At 65.0% G+C, this 19156-nt stretch carries 17 protein-coding genes; 12 read left to right on the top strand and 5 right to left on the bottom strand.

The features are described 5' to 3' along the window. Positions 1–10 precede the first annotated feature (10 nt). The 3 genes from tatA to tatC all read left to right on the top strand — a co-directional run bounded on the left by tatA (position 11) and on the right by tatC (position 1753). Positions 11–253, top strand: a complete 243-nt coding sequence (gene tatA / locus THI_RS05085; RefSeq protein ID WP_013105162.1) for a Sec-independent protein translocase subunit TatA — start codon at positions 11–13, stop codon at positions 251–253. Between the two features lie 129 nt (positions 254–382). After that, positions 383–871 carry a Sec-independent protein translocase protein TatB gene (gene tatB, locus THI_RS05090; RefSeq protein ID WP_013105163.1) on the top strand — a complete coding sequence of 163 codons (489 nt, stop codon included), beginning with the start codon at positions 383–385 and terminating at the stop codon, positions 869–871. A 78-nt stretch (positions 872–949) separates the two neighbouring features. Further along, the gene (gene tatC / locus THI_RS05095; protein ID WP_013105164.1) at positions 950–1753 is read left to right on the top strand and encodes a twin-arginine translocase subunit TatC; all 804 of its coding nucleotides are present in this window, start codon (positions 950–952) and stop codon (positions 1751–1753) included. Positions 1754–1777: 24 nt separating this feature from the next. On the opposite strand, the gene THI_RS05100 is transcribed toward tatC, so the two are convergent. After that, positions 1778–2959 (bottom strand): S1C family serine protease, encoded by a 1182-nt coding sequence (locus tag THI_RS05100; RefSeq protein WP_013105165.1) that lies wholly within the window; start codon positions 2957–2959, stop codon positions 1778–1780. Between the two features lie 63 nt (positions 2960–3022). On the opposite strand from THI_RS05100, the gene THI_RS05105 reads away from it, so the two are divergent. The 5 genes from THI_RS05105 to THI_RS05125 all read left to right on the top strand — a co-directional run bounded on the left by THI_RS05105 (position 3023) and on the right by THI_RS05125 (position 10916). Continuing rightward, positions 3023–3766, top strand: a complete 744-nt coding sequence (locus THI_RS05105) for a Nif3-like dinuclear metal center hexameric protein (protein WP_013105166.1) — start codon at positions 3023–3025, stop codon at positions 3764–3766. Further along, entirely contained in the window at positions 3735–4787 is a 1053-nt protein-coding gene (pdxA, locus tag THI_RS05110; protein WP_255356495.1) for a 4-hydroxythreonine-4-phosphate dehydrogenase PdxA, read from the top strand. Before THI_RS05105 ends, pdxA begins: the two co-directional genes overlap by 32 nt. 421 nt (positions 4788–5208) lie before the next feature. Next, positions 5209–6300 carry an iron-sulfur cluster carrier protein ApbC gene (gene apbC, locus THI_RS05115; protein WP_013105169.1) on the top strand — a complete coding sequence of 364 codons (1092 nt, stop codon included), beginning with the start codon at positions 5209–5211 and terminating at the stop codon, positions 6298–6300. 9 nt (positions 6301–6309) lie between these two features. Continuing rightward, positions 6310–9939: an oxoprolinase family protein gene (locus THI_RS05120; protein WP_013105170.1), complete on the top strand. Its 3630-nt coding sequence runs from the start codon at positions 6310–6312 to the stop codon at positions 9937–9939. Between the two features lie 23 nt (positions 9940–9962). Further along, the gene (locus THI_RS05125) at positions 9963–10916 is read left to right on the top strand and encodes a 1-phosphofructokinase family hexose kinase (protein WP_013105171.1); all 954 of its coding nucleotides are present in this window, start codon (positions 9963–9965) and stop codon (positions 10914–10916) included. Here THI_RS05125 and purD read toward each other — a convergent pair. Next, complete coding sequence (gene purD, locus THI_RS05130; protein WP_013105172.1) at positions 10906–12189, bottom strand: phosphoribosylamine--glycine ligase; 1284 nt, start codon at positions 12187–12189, stop codon at positions 10906–10908. The two genes, THI_RS05125 and purD, sit on opposite strands and share 11 nt — an antisense overlap. Before the next feature lie 15 nt (positions 12190–12204). After that, complete coding sequence (locus tag THI_RS05135) at positions 12205–12927, bottom strand: YebC/PmpR family DNA-binding transcriptional regulator (protein WP_013105173.1); 723 nt, start codon at positions 12925–12927, stop codon at positions 12205–12207. Positions 12928–13061: 134 nt separating this feature from the next. Between THI_RS05135 and THI_RS05140 the strand changes: the two genes are divergently transcribed. Further along, positions 13062–14600 (top strand): helicase HerA-like C-terminal domain-containing protein, encoded by a 1539-nt coding sequence (locus tag THI_RS05140; RefSeq protein WP_013105174.1) that lies wholly within the window; start codon positions 13062–13064, stop codon positions 14598–14600. Between the two features lie 11 nt (positions 14601–14611). On the opposite strand, the gene THI_RS05145 is transcribed toward THI_RS05140, so the two are convergent. After that, positions 14612–14998 (bottom strand): hypothetical protein, encoded by a 387-nt coding sequence (locus tag THI_RS05145; RefSeq protein ID WP_013105175.1) that lies wholly within the window; start codon positions 14996–14998, stop codon positions 14612–14614. Positions 14999–15201: 203 nt separating this feature from the next. Here THI_RS05145 and THI_RS05150 point away from each other — a divergent pair, with 203 nt between their 5' ends. From THI_RS05150 to THI_RS05160, 3 genes are all read left to right on the top strand, one after another. Next, entirely contained in the window at positions 15202–16971 is a 1770-nt protein-coding gene (locus THI_RS05150) for a glutamine--tRNA ligase/YqeY domain fusion protein (protein WP_013105176.1), read from the top strand. Next, entirely contained in the window at positions 16971–17750 is a 780-nt protein-coding gene (locus THI_RS05155) for a 2OG-Fe dioxygenase family protein (RefSeq protein ID WP_013105177.1), read from the top strand. Before THI_RS05150 ends, THI_RS05155 begins: the two co-directional genes overlap by 1 nt. A gap of 183 nt (positions 17751–17933) precedes the next feature. After that, positions 17934–18530: a Tll0287-like domain-containing protein gene (locus THI_RS05160; protein WP_013105178.1), complete on the top strand. Its 597-nt coding sequence runs from the start codon at positions 17934–17936 to the stop codon at positions 18528–18530. A 45-nt stretch (positions 18531–18575) separates the two neighbouring features. On the opposite strand, the gene THI_RS05165 is transcribed toward THI_RS05160, so the two are convergent. Continuing rightward, positions 18576–18992 (bottom strand): hypothetical protein, encoded by a 417-nt coding sequence (locus THI_RS05165; protein ID WP_013105179.1) that lies wholly within the window; start codon positions 18990–18992, stop codon positions 18576–18578. Between the last annotated feature and the right edge of the window lie 164 nt (positions 18993–19156).

Genomic DNA, 19156 nt, shown 5'->3' on the forward strand with positions numbered 1-19156 from the left:
GGAGTAAATCATGGGCTCATTTAGCATTTGGCACTGGCTGATCGTGCTGGTGATTGTGATGATGGTGTTCGGCACCAAGAAGCTGAAGAACATGGGTTCCGACCTTGGTTCTGCGGTGAAAGGCTTCAAGGACGGCATGCGCGATGCCAGCGCAGATGACAAACCCGCCGAGGCCGACAAGCAGCTTGCCGCCGAAGCCAGCGCCAAGAAAGAAGCCATTGACGTGCAGGCCAAAGAGAAGTCGTCTTCCTGAAATTGGCCCTCACCGCGAGCCGGCAGCGATGCCGGTTTTTTGTCTTGCCCCGATTTTTTTGTATCTCGTATTTCGTATCTTTTTTCCTGCTCGGCTTGCCTGCTGAGCCATTGCTCCCACTGACCGCCCATGTTTGACATCGGAATGTCCGAAATCGGCCTGATCGGCGTGGTGGCCCTAGTTGTACTCGGGCCGGAGAAGCTGCCGCGCGTGGCTCGCACTGCGGGCAACCTGCTGGGCCGCGCGCAGCGCTACTTGGCTGAAGTGAAGGCCGAGGTCAATCGCCAAATCGATCTTGAAGAGCTGCGCAACGTGAAATCGTCCCTTGAGACCGCAGCGCAGGATATGAAAAAGTCGGTGAGCGACAACGTGGCCGAGGTTCAGGGCAGCTTTGACGATGCCTGGAAGGAAGCCACGGCGGGTCTGAGCGGCGAGGCCGAGCCTTCCATGGCCGATGGTTTTTCATCCCCCAGTCTGCCCAGCCCGGACTATCCGACCAAGAAACGCAAAAAACTCTCGGGCAATACGGTTCCGCAGTGGTACCGGCGGCAGGCGCGCGTGCGCACCCAGGCCTTGTCGGGTGCGGCGCGCATGGCGCGTTATCGCGTCAAACGCTGATCGCCGTGGTGATCAGTGTGCCGATGCGGCGCCCCTTCTGCTTGTTCCATCCTCTCTTTGTAATCGAGTGCATCGCCCGTGTCTGACCCCAAGAAAACAGTGACACCGGACAGCCCCGAGGCCGAGCAGCCGTTCATCTCGCATCTGATCGAGCTGCGCAATCGACTCATCCGCGCCATTGCGGCCATCGGCGTGGTGTTCCTTGTGCTGTCGATCTACCCCGGCCCTTCGGGTCTGTTCGATCTGTTGTCCCAACCGCTCATCGCGCATCTGCCCAAGGGCTCGACGATGATCGCCATTGGCGTGATCTCGCCTTTTGTGGTGCCCATCAAGGTCACGCTGCTGGTGGCGTTCATGATCGCCTTGCCTGCAGTGCTCTATCAGGTCTGGGCCTTTGTTGCGCCTGGTCTCTACACCCATGAAAAGCGCTTGGTCATGCCGCTGATCATCAGCAGCACGCTGTTGTTTTACATGGGGGTGGCGTTTTGCTACTTCTTCGTATTCGGGCGATTGTTCACCTTCATTCAGGGGTTTGCCCCGAAAGTGATCACCGCCGCCCCGGACATCGAGGCGTACTTGAGTTTCATGCTGACCATGTTCATGGCGTTCGGCACCGCGTTCGAGGTGCCGGTAGTGCTCATGGTGCTGGTGCGCTTCGGGCTGGTGACGGTTGAGCAGCTCAAATCCTGGCGCAGCTATTTCATCGTGGTGGCGTTCATCGTGGCGGCCATCGTCACGCCGCCGGATGTGGTGTCGCAGACTTCATTGGCGCTGTCGATGATTCTGCTGTTCGAGGTCGGCATTCTCGCGGCGAAGTATCTGGTCAAGTATTCAGCTCCGCCTTCCGACGAAGAGAAAGACGCGCAGTCGCCAGCAGCCTGAGCGCTACGCTAAACGCTTTTTAGCTCAGGGCAGCACGCCTTCTCCGTCTTCAGCGGGCGGCATCTGGCCGATGTTCTGCGGTCGGGTGCCGATGCGGACCTGCAGTGTGGTGGCCTTGCCGCCGCGCAGCACCTTAATCGCGGCTTCGCTTCCGGGCGTGAGCGCCGCCACGGCGTTAAGCAGTTGGCCGGTATTGACCACCGGCTTGCCCGCCACATCGAGCACCACATCGCCGGGGCGCACGCCCGCCTCGTCAGCCGGGCCTTTGCGCAGCACGCCGATGATCACCACGCCTTCCGGATGCGGCAGATTCAGGGTGCGCGCGAGCTGATCGGTCACATCCTGAGGTTCGACGCCGATCCAGCCGCGAACCACCTGTCCGGTGCTGATGAGTTGCTGCATGACATTGCGCGCCGTCGAGACCGGAACGGCGAAGCCGATGCCCAGCGAGCCGCCGCTGCGCGAGAAGATGGCGGTGTTGATGCCGATGAGATTGCCGTTGGCGTCCACCAGCGCGCCGCCGGAGTTGCCGGGGTTGATGGCGGCATCGGTCTGGATGAAATTCTCGAAGGTGTTGATGCCCAGCTGGGTGCGGCCCAGGGCGCTGATGATGCCCTGCGTGACCGTCTGGCCCACGCCGAACGGATAGCCGATGGCCAGCACCACATCGCCCACATGCGCGTTGGCATCGCTGCCGAATGTGATGACCGGTAGCTTGTTCAGCCCGATGCGCAGTACCGCGAGATCGGTATCGGGATCGCGCCCAACCAGGGTGGCCCGGGCTTCGCGTCCATCGGACAGCTTGACTTCGATCTGGTCCGCGCCTTCGATGACGTGGTTGTTGGTGAGGATGTAGCCGTCTGGGCTGACGATCACGCCCGAGCCGAGGCCGACGGTCGGCTGGCGGCTGCCCTGAAACTGGCGCAGCCAAGGGTCACGGCCCGGCAGACGGCGCGGAGCCTTCGAGGTGGTGATGGAGACGACGGCCGGCATGGCCTTGAGCGCCGCGGCGCTATAGCTTCCCGCGGCGGGCGCAGCGGCAGGCGCGGCCGGGGCGTCCTGAATGGTGACGACAGCCGGCGCGTTTGCCAGCGTGGAAACCGGGGCGCCGAAACGCACCCATTCCGGCTTGAGGGTGGAGACGACGAACAGCGCGGCTAGCGCAATCGTCACAGTCTGGGAAAATAGCAGCCAGAGGCGTCGCATACAGAGACCGAGTGAGGAGATGTCTCCCCACATGGCGGCGCGTCATCACGCTTCAAGGCCACCATGCGCAGAGACCATTTGCAGGGCGAAATCGACACTTATCTCGATTGCGCGCGTTTTACCGATTATTGCCCAAACGGCCTGCAGGTCGAGGGTCGGGAAGAGATTGCGCGCATTGTCACCGGCGTCACGGCAAGCCTGGCGCTGATCGAGCGCGCCATCGCGCTGCGGGCCGATGCGCTGCTGGTGCATCATGGCTATTTCTGGCGCGGAGAAGATCCACGCATCATCCGCCAGAAGCGCAAGCGCCTGGGGCTGCTGCTAGCCGCCGATCTCAACCTGTTCGCCTATCACCTGCCGCTCGACGCGCATGGCGAAGTCGGCAACAACGTCATGCTGGCGCGGCGGCTGGGCTGGTCGGTACAGGGCCGCTTCGGCAAACAGCAACTGGGCTGTCTGGGCAGCGCGCCGCAAGCGACCATCGGCCAGCTCGCGCAGGCCGTTGCGCGCGATCTGGGGCGCACGCCCCTGGTAGTGGGCGAGGCCGATGCGCCTGTCGGGACATTGGCCTGGTGCACCGGCGGCGCGCAGGACTGGATCGAAGACGCCTGGGCCGCGGGGGCGCGCACCTTTGTCAGCGGCGAAATTTCCGAACCCACGGCGCATTTCGCGCGTGAAATGGGCATCACTTATCTGGCCTGCGGCCACCATGCCACCGAGCGCGACGGCATTCGTGCGCTCGGCGACCATCTGGCCGCTCACTACGGACTCGACCATGTCTTCATCGACCTTGACAACCCCGCCTGAATCCGCGCCCAGCCGCCCGATCGCCCTGACTATGGGCGACCCCTGCGGCATCGGCCCCGAAACCCTCGTGCGGGCTTTTGCGCAAGGCGAGTCGAATGGGTGCGTGGTTTACGGCGACGCGGCTTGGCTGGCCCGTACGGCGCGCACCCTGCGGTTTTCACCCGATAGCAGCCGTCCGGCCATCGTGGAACTCGACGAACTGGCCGATTGGAAGAAGGTTCCGCGCGGGGCCATTCCCGTGCTGCCCATCGTCGCGCTGCCTGCCGATCTCGCCATCGGGCAGGTGGACGCCCGCGCGGGTGCAGCGGCCTACGCGTGCATCGAAGCCGCGGCCCGAGACGCCCTCGTGGGTCGGGTGGCCGCCGTGGTGACGGCGCCCATCCACAAAGCGGCGCTGCATGCCGCGGGCGTGAATTTTCCCGGGCATACCGAAATCCTGCAGCACATGGCTGGCGGCGTACCCGTGCGCATGATGCTGGCCAACGAGCAACTCAAGACCGTGCTGGTGACTGTGCACATGGCCTTGCGGCAAGCCATCGATGCGGTGACGTCCGAAGCCGTTTTGCAGACCTTGCGCATCGCCCATCAGGCTGCCCGTGGCTGGGGGCTGGCGCAGCCGCGCATCGCCGTTGCCGGACTGAATCCGCACGCGGGCGAGTCAGGCCTGTTCGGCGACGAGGAAGAGCGGATCATCGCCCCGGCGATTGCTCAGGCGCGCAGCGAGGGCATTGCCGCCAGCGGGCCTTACCCGCCTGATACCGTGTTCATGCGCGCGCGTCACGCACTGCCCGAGCACCCGGGCGCCTTCGACATCGTGGTGGCGATGTATCACGATCAGGGCTTGATTCCGGTGAAGTATCTCGGCGTGGAGCAGGGCGTAAACGTCACGCTGGGGCTGCCCTTTGTGCGGACCAGCCCCGATCACGGTACGGCGTTCGACATCGCCGGACGCGACCAAGCCGACCCCTCCAGCCTGATTGCGGCCATTCGCATGGCCCGCGATCTTGCCGTACTGCACTGAGAGCGCCCCCAGACCTGCCGCGTTCGCGTCTGGCTCCCGAGAGGGGGATGAGGCCCGCGGCTTCAAGCTGCCCTGCGGCAGCTTGAAAGGAGCCTGTCGGGCCGAGCGAAAAATTGACCCGGGTGTTCCACCTACCCTGCTGCTTTTTTAGGCGCGGGGGCAGGAGTGATCACCATGGACATGATTGGCAAGGTCCGGCGGTTGCATTTCCGCCAGCACAACGCTCTGTGCCGCGCCCGACGCAGCTTGCCTCAAGGATCCAAACCCGCCAACCAAAAGCCAACCCTAAGCAAAAACCGTAGACTTATTGCCATCCGGCTGCCCAGCAGTCGCCCTCAGACCCCGGGTCAAAATTGAATCGGCACGGTGGCTCAAAATTCCATCGGCACGAACAACTCGGCACCCCTCCATCAGTTTGACCATGTCCCAAGCTCTCGATTCTGCGGTTCAGGCCGCGCTGCAAACCCTTCAAGACCCGCAAACCGGCGCTTCGCTGGTCGCGGAAAAAGCCATCAAAAACTTGCGTGTGGACGGCGGCGACGTGTCGCTCGAAATTGAACTCGGCTACCCAGCGCGCAGCCTGCATGCCGATCTGCAAAAGCAAGTCATCACCGCGCTGCGCGCCGTGCCGGGGGTGCAGAACGTTTCGGTTTCGGTGCGCAGCCGGGTGGTGTCGCACGCGGTGCAGCGCGGGCTCAAGCCGCTGCCGGAAGTGAAGAACATCATCGCGGTGGCATCGGGCAAAGGCGGGGTGGGCAAGAGCACCACCGCGGCCAACCTCGCGCTCGCGCTGGCGGCGGAAGGTGCCCGTGTCGGCCTGCTTGACGCTGACATCTACGGCCCGTCCCAGCCCATGATGATGGGCGTCTCCGGCCAGCCGCAAAGCCGCGACGGCCAGAACATGGAGCCGCTGGAAAACTACGGCGTGCAGATCATGTCCATCGGCTTTCTGATCGAAGCCGACAACCCCATGATCTGGCGCGGCCCCATGGCCACGCAGGCCCTCGAACAACTGCTGCGCCAGACCGCGTGGCAAGACCTCGACTACCTCATCGTGGACATGCCTCCGGGCACCGGCGACATTCAACTGACCCTGAGCCAGCGTGTGCCGCTGACCGGCGCCATCATCGTCACCACGCCGCAAGACATCGCTCTGCTCGATGCGCGCAAAGGCCTGAAGATGTTCGAGAAAGTGGGCGTGCCCATTCTCGGCATCGTCGAGAACATGGCGATGCATGTGTGCTCCAACTGCGGCCATGTCGAGCACATCTTCGGCGCGGGCGGCGGCGAGAGAATGAGCCTTGATTTCAAGGTGGATTATCTCGGCGGCCTGCCGCTGGACATCCACATCCGCGAGCAGGCCGACAGCGGCCGTCCCACCGTGGTGGCCGACCCGGAGGGCGCCATCGCCCAGAGCTACAAATCCATCGCCCGCGCCGTGGCGGTGAAAGTCGCTCAGCAAGGCCGCGACTACACCGCCAAGTTCCCGACCATCAGCGTACAGAACAGCTGAACCTCTGCCATGCTTGCCCCGACCGATCGCTGGCAATTCTGGATCGACCGCGGAGGCACGTTCACCGACATCGTTGCGCGTCGGCCCGATGGGAGTTTGGTGGCGCACAAGCTGCTGTCGGAAAACCCGGAGCAGTACCGCGATGCGGCGGTGGCGGGCATACGCCAACTGCTGGGGTTGCAGCAGGGGGCTTTGATCACGCCGGGGCAGGTGGAGAGCGTGCGCATGGGCACGACGGTGGCGACCAATGCGCTGCTGGAGCGCAAGGGCGAGCCGCTGGTACTGGTGAGCACGCGCGGATTTCGCGACGCGCTGCGCATTGCGTACCAAAACCGTCCCAGACTATTTGACCGCCGCATCGTGTTGCCCGAGCTGCTTTACAGCCAAGTGATCGAGGCGCAGGAGCGCGTAGGCGCAGATGGCGCGGTATTGCAGCCGCTCGATGCCGAGGCCTTGCGGCGCGATCTGCAAGATGCCTTCGATGCCGGGCTGCGTGCGGCGGCGATTGTGTTCATGCACGGCTGGCGCGAGTCCGCGCATGAGCTTGCTGCGGCGCGCATTGCTCGCGAAGTCGGCTTTACGCAAGTGAGCACCTCGCATGAAACCAGCCCGCTGATGAAGTTTGTCTCGCGGGGCGACACCACGGTGGTCGACGCCTATCTCTCGCCCATTCTGCGGCGCTATGTCGATCAGGTGGCCGCCGAGATGCCGGGGGTGAAGCTGCTGTTCATGCAGTCCAGCGGCGGGCTCACCGAGGCCCACTCCTTTCATGGGAAGGATGCGATTCTGTCTGGCCCGGCAGGCGGCATCGTGGGCATGGCGCGCACCGCGCAGCAGGCGGGCCATGCCAAGGTCATCGGCTTCGACATGGGGGGCACCTCGACCGATGTGTCGCATTACGCGGGCGAGTTCGAGCGGGTGTTCGATACCCAGGTGGCCGGGGTGCGGGTGCGCGCGCCGATGTTGCACATTCATACCGTGGCGGCCGGGGGCAGTTCCATTCTGCATTTCGATGGCGCACGGCTGCGCGTGGGGCCCGATTCGGCCGGGGCCAGCCCGGGCCCGGCCAGCTACCGGCGCGGTGGGCCGCTGACCATCACCGATGCGAATGTGATGCTCGGCCGCATTCGCCCCGAGCACTTTCCGTCCGTGTTCGGGCCGCAGGCCGACGCCCCGCTGGACGCCTACGGGGTGCGCGAGCGCTTTACCGAACTGGCCGCGCGCATCGCCCGCGACACCGGCCAGCCACAAACCCCGGAGGATGTAGCCGAGGGCTATCTCGCCGTTGCGGTGCAGGCCATGGCCGGGGCGATCAAACGCATTTCGCTGGCGCGCGGCTATGACGTAGAGCGCTACACCCTGCAATGTTTTGGCGGCGCCGGGGCGCAGCACGCCTGCAGCGTGGCCGATGCGCTGGGCATGGAGCGGGTGTTCATCCATCGCTACGCCGGGGTGCTGTCCGCCTACGGCATGGGCTTGGCCGAGCAGACCGCCATGCAGCAGCGCAGTGTGGAAGCGCCGCTGCACGACGACCTGCTGCCGCGCCTGCACGATGTGCGCGACGCGCTGGCGGCGCAGGCTAGGCAGGAACTACAGGCGCAGGGCGTGGACGCGGGCAGCATCCGTCTGCGGGTCAGCGTGCTGTTGCGCTATGCGGGCAGCGACACCGCGCTGCCGGTGGCGCTGGCCGATGCGGCGGCGATGCGGGCCGAATTCGAGCGCATCTATCTGCAGCGCTATGCCCACCACATGCCCGAACGCGGCCTAGTGGTCGAGGCGTTGTCGGTGGAGGCCGCGGGCGGCGGCGCACCGCTGCACCACGAGGCGGTGCAGACGGAAGTGACGGGCGCCATGCCGCCGCACGCCCGGCTACCCGTGTTCATTGGCGGCCGCTGGCAAGACACCGTGCTGGTGCGGCGCCCCGAGTGCCAGCCGGGCCAGCATGTCGAGGGCCCCGCGCTGCTCGCTGATGCCCACACCACCCTGCTCGTCGAGCCCGGCTGGAGTGCCCGCATCACCGCGGCCGGCCATGTGGAATTGCACCGGCAGGCCACCCAGACCCGCGCGCGCGATGACGACACCGCGGTCAACCCGGTGCGGCTGGAGCTGTTCAACAACCAGTTCATGCACATCGCCGAGCAGATGGGGGTGCAACTGCAAAACACCGCCGTGTCGGTCAACATCAAGGAGCGGCTGGACTTCTCTTGCGCGCTGTTCGACGCGCAGGGCCAGCTCATCGCCAACGCGCCGCATGTGCCGGTGCATCTCGGGTCGATGGGCGAGAGCATCCAGACCGTCATCCGCGAAAACCGCGCCACCATGCGGCCTGGCGATGTGTTCATGCTCAACGATCCCTATCACGGCGGCACGCATCTGCCCGATGTCACCGTGGTCACGCCGGTGTTCGACGCCGCAGGGCGCGAGGTGCTGTTCTACGTGGGTTCACGCGGCCACCATGCCGACATCGGCGGCATCACGCCGGGCTCCATGCCGCCGTTCTCGTGCAGCATTCTTGAAGAAGGCGTGGTGATCGACAACTTCAAGCTGGTGGACGCAGGCCGTCTGCGCGAGGCCGAGGTGCTGGCGCTGCTGTCTGGCGGACGCTGGCCAGCGCGCAATCCGCAGCAGAACCTGGCCGACCTCAAGGCGCAGATCGCGGCCAACCAGACCGGCGCATACGAATTGCGCAAACTCGTGGCCGACTATGGTCTGAACGTGGTGCGCGCCTATATGCAGCATGTGCAGGACAACGCCGAGGCCGCGGTGCGCCGGGTGATCGGCGCGCTGTACGACGGCGCGTTCAGCCTGGAGCTCGATAGCGGCGCACGCATTTGTGTGGCGATCCGTGTCGATCGACAGCGGCGCGAAGCCGAGATCGACTTCACCGGCACCTCGCCGCAGCAGCCCGACAATTTCAACGCGCCCAAGGCCGTTACCGTGGCGGCGGTGCTGTACGTGTTTCGCTGCCTGGTGGACGACGACATTCCGCTCAACGCCGGTTGCCTCAAGCCCCTGCATCTCATCGTGCCCGAGGGCTCGATGCTGGCGCCGCGGCCGCCCGCCGCCGTGGTCGCGGGCAATGTGGAGGTCAGCATGTGCGTGACCAACGCGCTGTTCGGCGCACTGGGCGTGCAGGCCGCGAGCCAGTGCACCATGAACAACTTCACCTTCGGCAACGCGCAGCATCAGTATTACGAGACCATCGCGGGCGGCTCCGGCGCGGGAGGCGTGTTCGATGCTCAGGGCCAGCAGACCGGCGGCTTCGACGGTGCCTCCGTGGTGCAGACGCATATGACCAACTCCCGCCTGACCGACCCCGAAGTGCTGGAATGGCGCTATCCCGTCCGGATGGAGAGCTTCGCCATCCGCGCCGGTTCGGGCGGCGCCGGGCGCTGGCGCGGCGGCGACGGCGGGGTGCGACGCATCCGTTTTCTCGAGCCGATGACCGCGGGCATTCTCTCCAATGGCCGCCGCGTGCCCGCCTTCGGCATGGCGGGCGGCGCCCCTGGCGCCGTGGGCGTCAACCAGATCGAGCGTGCGGACGGCCGCATCGAGCCGCTGCCCGCTTGCGCCAGCGCAGAAATGCAGCCGGGAGATGTGTTCGTCATTCAAACGCCCGGCGGCGGCGGTTATGGTTGAGGGCATCGCAAAGAGGAAACCGCATGACCCCCGTTCAAGCCGACATGCCGCCCATCGTCACCCTCACGCTCAACCCCTGCGTGGACGTAAGCTACGACATCCCGCAACTGATCGAAGACCAGAAAGTCCACGCCACCGCCACGCGGCTTGATCCCGGCGGCAACGGTATCAACGTGGCGCGCGCGCTCAAGCGGCTGCGCATTCCGGCATGGGCTTGCGCCACCGTGGCGGGCGAAATCGGCATGCTGTTCGAGCGACTGACCTCCGGGCAAATCGACCATCCTCATCTGGTGCGCATCGACGGCGAAACCCGTATCAACACCACCTTGCAGCAGCGCCAGCCGCGTGCCCAGTTCGAGGTCAGCGCCACCGGGCCGGTGATCGACGCCGCGACACTGGACCGCATCAGCGCCGAAGTGCTCGAACTCGCCCGCAATGGCTACGCTGTGCTCACCGGCTCGCGTTCTCCTGGCGTTCCGCCCGGCTACTACGCCGAGTTGTGCGCCGCCCTGCGCGCCCAAGGCGCAAAGCCCGTGGTAGACGCGCAGGGCGAGGCGCTGGCGCAGGCAGTGGCCGCCCGGCCCTTTCTCATCAAGCCCAACCGTTTCGAACTCGAACAGCTCGTCGGCCGACCGCTGCCCACGCGGGATGAGGTCATCCGCGAGGCCCGAGTGCTGCACGCGCAAGGCGTGGAGTGGGTCTGTGTCTCTCTGGGCGGCGAAGGCGCGGTGCTGGTGGGTGCCGAGACCTATATCGGCCTCGCGCCCGAGGTGGCGGTGGTGTCCACCGTCGGCGCGGGCGATTCGATGGTCGGCGGTTTGGTCGCCGCGCTCTCACGCCATGCAACACCCGCCGATGCCCTGCGTCTCGCCCTGGCCTGCGGCAGCGGCACTTCTCAGCAGCCGGGCACCGAGCTGTTCGATCCGGCCGCTTTGCCCGGCTTGCAGGCCCAGGTCAAAGTTCAGCTTATCGCTTGATGGCCCGCCAGCCGATGTCGCGGCGGCATTGCATGCCGTCGAAGTGAATCGTGTGGATGGCCTCGTAAGCCCGTTGCTGCGCGATGCGCGGCGAATCGCCCAGCGCGGTGACGACCAGCACCCGGCCGCCCGAGGTGCGCAGCACGCCCTGCGCGTCGAGCGTGGTACCGGCATGGAAGGTGATGCAGTCGGCGGTCTCGGGCGGAATGCCGGTGATGGCGTCGCCCTTGCGCGGGTTTTCAGGGTAGCCATGTGCGGCGAGCACCACGCCCAGGGAGGTGCGGCGGTCCCACTCCAGTTCCACCTGATCGAGCTGCCCGGCGATGGCCTTCTCGAACACCACCGAAAGATCGCTCTTGAGACGGGCCATGATGGGCTGGGTTTCCGGGTCGCCCATGCGGCAGTTGAATTCCAGCGTCTTGGCGCGGCCCTGGGCGTCGATCATCAGCCCGGCGTAGAGAAAGCCGGTGAACGGAATGCCGTCGGCCGCCATGCCTTTGACGGTGGGCAGGATGATTTCGCGCATCACCCGCGCGTGCACTTCGGGCGTGACCACGGGCGCTGGTGAGTAGGCGCCCATGCCGCCGGTGTTGGGGCCGTTGTCGCCATCGAGCAGGCGTTTGTGATCCTGGCTGGAGGCCAGTGCGAGCACATGCAGGCCGTCGACCATGACGATGAAACTGGCTTCCTCGCCCTGCAAAAACTCTTCGATGACCACGCGTGCGCGGCCCGCGTTGTGCTGCACGCCGTAGCGGTTGGCCTGCAGCATGTCGTCGATGGCGGCATGGGCTTCGTCGGCAGTCTGCGCCACCACCACGCCCTTGCCTGCGGCCAGGCCATCAGCCTTGACGACGATGGGCGCGCCGTGCTTGTCCACATAGGCATGCGCTGCCGCAGCGTCTTCGAAGGTGGCGTAGGCGGCGGTGGGAATGTGGTGCCGCGCCATGAAGTCCTTAGAGAAGGCTTTGGAGCTTTCGAGCTGGGCGGCGGCGCGCGTCGGACCGAAAATTTTCAGGCCGCGGGCGCGAAAGCCATCGACGATGCCTGCGGCCAGCGGCGCTTCGGGCCCGACCACGGTGTAGGCGATTTTTTCGCGCACGCAGAACGCGGCCAGCTCTTCGGCGTTGGCCACCTGCAGGTTCTCCAGCCGGGAGTCGAGCGCGGTGCCGCCGTTGCCGGGAGAGACATAGACCTTCTGTACCCGCGGCGCCTGCGCCAGCTTCCAGGCGATGGCGTGTTCACGTCCGCCGGAGCCGATGACGAGGAGTTTCATGGTGAATGCGGTGGTTTAGGCGAAGGCGGCGTTGTGATAGACCTCTTGCACATCGTCAAGGTCTTCCAGGGCGTCGATGAGTTTTTGCATCTTTTCGGCGTCGTCGCCCGCCAGCTCGACTGTGTTGTCGGCGCGCATGGTGATGACGGCGAGTTCCGGCTGCAGCGCGGCGGCTTCGAGCGCGGCGCGCACCGCCTCGAACTGGGCCGGCGGAGTGAGCACTTCGATCGCGCCGTCGTCATCCGTGATCACGTCGTCCGCTCCAGCCTCCAGCGCCACTTCCATCACCTTGTCTTCCGAGGTGCCGGGCGCGAACACGAGCTGGCCGCAATGCCTGAACTGGAAGGCCACCGAGCCCTCGGTGCCCAGATTACCGCCGTTCTTGGACAGCGCATGGCGCACTTCGGCCACGGTGCGCACGCGGTTGTCGGTCAGGCAGTCGATGATGATCGCCGCACCGCCCACGCCATAGCCTTCGTAGCGAATTTCTTCGTAATGCACGCCTTCGAGCGCGCCGGTGGCCTTGTCGATGTTTTTCTTCACCGTATCGGCGGGCATATTCGCCGCCTTGGCCTTGTCGACCGCCAGGCGCAGTCGGGGATTGGCGTTGGGGTCGCCGCCGCCCAGACGGGCTGCGGCCGAGATTTCACGAATGATCTTGGTCCAGACCTTGCCGCGTTTTTCGTCCTGACGGCCTTTGCGGTGCTGGATATTGGCCCATTTGGAATGTCCGGCCATGGTGGTGCGATGCTCCTGAGGATGCCCTGCGGCAGGGTGACAGCGTGCAGCGAGGGCGTTGATAGACTGCGAATTCTACTTTCGCGCCGTGCGCCCGATTCCTGCCCGCCCCCCTTCACACCCAGGCTACCGCCATGTCCGATCCCATCCTCATCGCCCAGCACGGCAAGGTGCAATGCCACTTGTTGCCGCGCCTGTCCAATCGCCACGGCCTCATCACCGGCGCGACCGGCACCGGCAAGACCGTGAGTCTGCAGGTGCTGACAGAGGCGTTTTCGCGCATCGGCACGCCGGTGTTCATGGCCGATGTGAAGGGCGACCTGACCGGAATTTCACAAGCGGGCAGTCTGAGCCCCAAGCTGGCCGAACGCCTCAAGACCCTCGGCCTGCCCGAGCCGACTTTCGGCGCCTGCCCGGTGATGCTGTGGGACGTGTTCGGCGAGCAGGGCCATCCCGTCCGCGCCACCATTTCCGACATGGGGCCGCTGCTGCTGGCGCGGTTGCTGCAACTCAACGAGACGCAGACCGGCGTGCTCAATCTGGTGTTCAAAATCGCCGACGACAACGGCCTGCTGCTGCTCGACATGAAAGACCTGCGCGCCATGCTGCAGGAGGTGGGCGACAACGCGGCGAGCTTCACCACCGAGTACGGCAATATCAGCGCGGCCAGCGTGGGGGCCATTCAGCGCGGCTTGCTGCAGCTTGAAACCCAGGGCGCCGACAAGTTCTTTGGCGAGCCCATGCTCAACATCGACGACCTAATGCAGACCGACGGCAATGGGCGCGGCATGGTCAACATCCTCGCCGCTGACAAGCTCTATCAGGCGCCGCGTCTATATGCCACCTTTCTGCTGTGGCTGTTGTCCGAGCTGTTCGAGCGCCTGCCCGAAATCGGCGACCCCGATCAGCCCAAGCTGGTGTTCTTTTTCGACGAGGCGCATCTGCTGTTCAACGATGCACCAAAGCCGCTGTTGGAAAAAATCGAGCAGGTCGTGCGGCTCATCCGCTCCAAGGGTGTGGGCGTGTTCTTCGTCTCGCAAAACCCGCTGGACATTCCCGACACCGTGCTCGGCCAGTTGGGCAACCGCATTCAGCACGCGCTGCGCGCGTTTACTCCGCGTGACCAGAAGGCGGTGAAAACCGCGGCCGACACCATGCGTCCCAACCCGGGTCTGGACGTGGCCCAGGCCATCACCGAACTCGCGGTGGGCGAGGCGCTGGTGTCGCTGCTCGACGAAAAGGGTCGCCCCACACCGACCGAGCGGGTGTGGATGCTGGCGCCGGGTAGCCGCATCGGGCCGATCAGCCCCGAGGAACGCAAGGCGCTGATTCAGGGCTCGCTGGTGGCGGGGGTGTATGAAAAAACCGTAGACCGCGAATCGGCCTACGAACTGCTCAAAGGTCGGGTGCAAGCCGCGCCAGAAGCCGCCGCGCCCGCGCCAACTGCCGGAGCGCCAACCGGAGCGCCAACCGGAGCGCCAACCGGTTCAGGCGGCGGTCTGCTCGATTCGCTGGGACAGGGTCTGGGCGGTCTGGCGAGAGGTTCGGGACGCAAGGATTCCATGCTCGAAACCCTGGCCAAGTCGGCTGCGCGCAGCATCGGCAGCACCGTGGGCCGAGAAATCATCCGCGGCGTGCTGGGCAGCCTGCTGGGGAGCAGCAAGCGCCGCTGATTACTCTACGCTCAGCGGCGATCCCAATCGCCGCGGTCGTGGTCGCGATGCCCCCAGCCGTGTCCGCGGTCATGCCGCCAATGATCGCGGTCCCAGCGGCGCACCGGAGCGCCGTAGTAGTAGGGCGGCGCGACTGCCACCGGGGTGTAAACCTGACCATAGCCGTAGTACACCGGGCGCGGCGGGGGAGGAGGTGGGGCGAAATAGACCGGCGGCATGGGCGGCGGCGGTGCATACACCACCGGCGGCGCCTGATACACCGGGTAAGCATTCGAAAAATTGGTCACCACCCCGGGAACGCCGACGTTGACCGACCAAAACACCCGGTCAGCATGCGCCGCCGGTGCGGCAATGAGTGCAGCGCTGCCCGCAAGGGCCAGAACGATGTGACGGAACATGATGGAAACCTCCTGAACATCTTGTGGTTGGTGCTTGAGTAACGAGAGCCATTCCGGCTTGCCGACAGCGCGTGTGAAGTTTTTTCCCGCGCTTCAATCGGGGCAGATTTTTGGCTTTCAGCCCGGCGCAGGACAGGGCAGCCTGTTTGCACTGCAACACAGCCGCGTCCTGCCTTTTCCAGACCTGTTCAAATAGCGGGGCTATGGAACCTGTTGACAAACCTTCGAACTTCCTGCGTCAGATTATCGAGCGCGATCTGGCGCAAGGCACTTATGCAAACCGGCGCTTTGCCGGTCATCCGGCTGACGCTGCCGGACATGCTGCGGGGCAGACCGATCCGGCACGCATCCGCACCCGGTTTCCGCCCGAGCCCAACGGCTATCTGCACATCGGCCACGCCAAAAGCATCTGCCTGAACTTCGGGCTGGCGCAAGACTTCGGCGGCGTCTGCCATTTGCGCTTCGACGACACCAATCCCGAAAAAGAAGACCAGGAATACGTCGATGCCATTCTCGATGCGGTGCATTGGCTGGGCTTCGACTGGAACGCGGACGGCGTTTCGCATCTGTTCTATGCCAGTGACGACTTTGATTTCATGTACCGCTGCGCCTGCGCGCTGATCGAACACGGTCTGGCTTACGTGGATGAGCAGAACGCTGACGACATGCGCCGCAACCGCGGTACGCTCACCGAGCCGGGTGTGGACAGCCCCTGGCGCAACCGTACGCCCGAGGAAAACCTGCGGCGTTTCGAGGAAATGCGCGCGGGCCAGCACCCGGAAGGCAGCATGGTGTTGCGCGCAAAGATCGACATGGCCGCGCCTAATATCAATTTGCGCGATCCGGCGATTTACCGCATCCGCTTCGCGCACCATCACCGCACGGGCGACACCTGGTGCATTTACCCGATGTACACCTTCGCGCATCCGATCGAAGACGCGATGGAATGCATCAGCCACAGCCTGTGCACCCTGGAGTTCGAGGATCAACGGCCGTTCTACGACTGGCTGCTCGATCATCTCGTGCGGCTGGGCTTGGTCGCCAGTCCGCGGCCGCACCAGTACGAATTCGCGCGCTTGAATCTCACCTATGTGGTGACGAGCAAGCGCAAGCTGGCGCAACTCGTGGCCGAGCGCCATGTGGACGGCTGGGACGACCCGCGCATGCCCACGCTGGTGGGCTTGCGTCGGCGCGGCTACACGCCTGAGAGCCTGCGCCTGTTCACCGACCGCATCGGCGTGAGCAAGGCCGATTCCTGGATCGACTACAGCGTGCTCGAACAGGCTTTGCGCGACGATCTCGATGCGCGCGCGCCGCGTGCGATGGCCGTGCTCGATCCCCTCAAGCTCGAACTCACCAACTGGGCCGAGGTGTTCGGCAGCGCGGCGCACGCCGAGCCCTGCAGCGCGCCCGTCCATCCCGGCCACCCCGAGATGGGGCGGCGGCAGTTCGACCTCACCGCGCAGGTCTGGATCGAGCGTGAAGACTTCATGGAGGTTCCGCCCAAGGGCTATCACCGCCTCACGCCCGGCGGCCTGGCGCGGCTGAAATACGGCTACGTGATTCGTTGCACCGGCTGTGAAAAAGATGCCGAAGGGCGAGTCACCAAGGTGCTGGCCGAACTGTTGCCCGACACCAAAAGCGGCACGCCGGGGGCAGACGCGGTGAAGGTCAAAGGCGTGATTACCTGGGTGAGCGCCAGTCTGGGCGTGGCCGCGCAGGTGCGGCTGTTCGACCGCCTGTTCACCGAGGCGCATCCCGACGCGGGTGGCCGCGATTTTCTCGCTGTGCTCAATCCGCAAAGCAAGCAGACAGTGCAGGCCTATATCGAGCCCGCGCTGGCCATAGCTCCTGCCGGGGCATCGTTCCAGTTCGAGCGGCACGGCTATTTTGTCGCCGACCGGGTCGATCATTCCCCGGCGCAGCCCGTGTTCAACCGCACGACGACGCTCAGAGACAGTTGGGGTAAGTGATGCAGGCGCCCGATGACACCCTGAGTTTTGGCGCGCCCATGCCCGCGGGCAGCAGCGCGCTGGCGCGCTTGCAGCAGCAAGGTTTTTGTGTGCTGGGCGCCGCCGATCTGGCCGCCATGGCGGGCTATGAGCTGGCGAGCTGTGCGCCGGCCCTCGGTTTGTGGAACGACCTGCCGCCCGACGATTACCTCAAAGACGGCGGGCACTATCGCTTCCGGCGTCATGGCAGCTTCATTCAGACCCGGCAGCCGGCCGCAGGGCAGGCGGAGCTTCAGGCCGCGCCGCACCGTGCGCATTGGCAGCCGACCTCTTACAACGCGCTGCACGGCGGCATGTTGCGCTGGTTCGCGCCCTTGACCGACGAGCTGCAGCGGGCACCGTTCTGGCAGCCCTTGCTGCTCGGGCTGGGGCGGCTGTTCGCACAGGTGCGCCCGGCGCCGCAATGGTTCATCGAAGCGCACCAGTTCCGCATCGATACCCGCGAAGGTGTGGGCCGCCCCACGCCGGAAGGGGCGCACCGCGACGGCGTGGATTTTGTGGCCGTGGTGCTGATCTCGCGGCACGACATTCGCGGTGGCGAAACCCGGGTGTTCGAGCTCGCTGGACAGCGCGGCGTGCGCTTCACCCTGGCTGAGCCGTGCAGCGTGCTGCTGATGGACGACACCCGCGTGATTCACGAAAGCACCCCCGTCCTGCCCGCAGGCGAAACCCGAGGCGGCTGGCGCGATACCCTGGTGCTGACTTATCGCGCGGGGGGCTTCCTCGATCCGCAGACCTGAGTTTGGGACTGCAAAAAAGTGCGACATGTCGCCGCTGTCAGACGGTCGTCTGTCGCGAGTTTGATTTCAATCAATATGAAGCTCAAGCTCGCGAACTAGGGCAGACTTGAAACACAATTAGTTACATAATCGCGCCAAGGTGTCCGGCAAGTCGTCAGGACGCGATTTTCTGGAGAGATGCTCATGCGTCATTTGACTCGTCATTTGCCACCCTTGATGGCTGCGCTGGCCGTTGCAGCCGTGCCGGTTTCCGCTTTTGCGCAACAGGCCGCAAGCCCCGAACAGATGCAGGCCACTCGCGCCGTCACCGGCGAGCTGCTCAAAACCCTGAGCGGCAAGCTGCAGGCCAGCATGAAGGAAAACGGCCCGGCGGGCTCGATCACGGTTTGCAAAACCATCGCCCCCGAAATCGCCATGGGTCTGGCCGACAAGACCGGTTGGAAGATCACCCGCGTGGGCACCCGAGTGCGCAATATCGACATGGGCACACCCAACGTCTGGCAGCACAAGGCGCTGGGCCACCTGAACGCCGATCTGAAATCGGGCGCCAAGCCCGAAACCCTGGAGTGGAGCGAAGTGGTGACTGAGAACGGCAAGCCCACCTTGCATTACGCCAAGGCCATCGTGCTGCAGACGCAATGCCTAGCTTGCCACGGTACCACCGCGCAACTCGCACCCGGCGTGGCCGACAAACTCAAGACCGACTACCCGCACGATGCGGCCACTGGCTACGCGCCGGGGCAGCTGCGCGGCGCCGTAGTCATCAGCCGCCCGCTGTAATCAACCGCAGAAGCAGGGCAGAACGGCACAACGCCTGCCCGCGCCTCACCAGCGCAGGTAGGCGTTTTTGTTTCCGGTCTGCATCTCGATTTTGCGTTCCTGCTGTTTGTGCAGCCCGACGATGGTGTACCGACCCGCAGGCGCTTTGAGATAGCACAAAGGGCCGCCAGCGGTGAACTGGGCCACGGTCTTGCCGTGCTGCATGACGTGGATCGGCACATCGGCCAGATAGGCCCCTTGCGGCCCTTCCACCATCCAGAAGCCGAGATTGAATTCGGGCGCTCGCGCCTGCAGCGCTTTCAGGCTGCCTTGGCCCACGCCGCCGCAGAGGTAAGAGATATCTCCGGCGTGGTGAACCTCCGCAGCCTGGCTCAGAGTGGGGCTGAGCAAGCCAGCCGCCGACAGGCCCGCTAAAGCGCCGATCAGTGCGCCCCGGCGCAGGGCTTGATACGAGAGGGACATGATGATGATCCTTTCAAGACTTGCGTGAACACGCCCTGAAATAGACCTTGCCCGGCGGGCCGGGTTCGCCCGTGGGCGGCAGTCCTTCAGCCTCGTTTCATTTTTCTGCGGCCATGAAAAAACCCCGCTGGGGCGGGGTTTGGCCCGGGGTTTGACCGAAACGC

Origin of the sequence: Thiomonas arsenitoxydans (assembly GCF_000253115.1) — a bacterium.
Lineage (GTDB): Bacteria > Pseudomonadota > Gammaproteobacteria > Burkholderiales > Burkholderiaceae_C > Thiomonas > Thiomonas arsenitoxydans.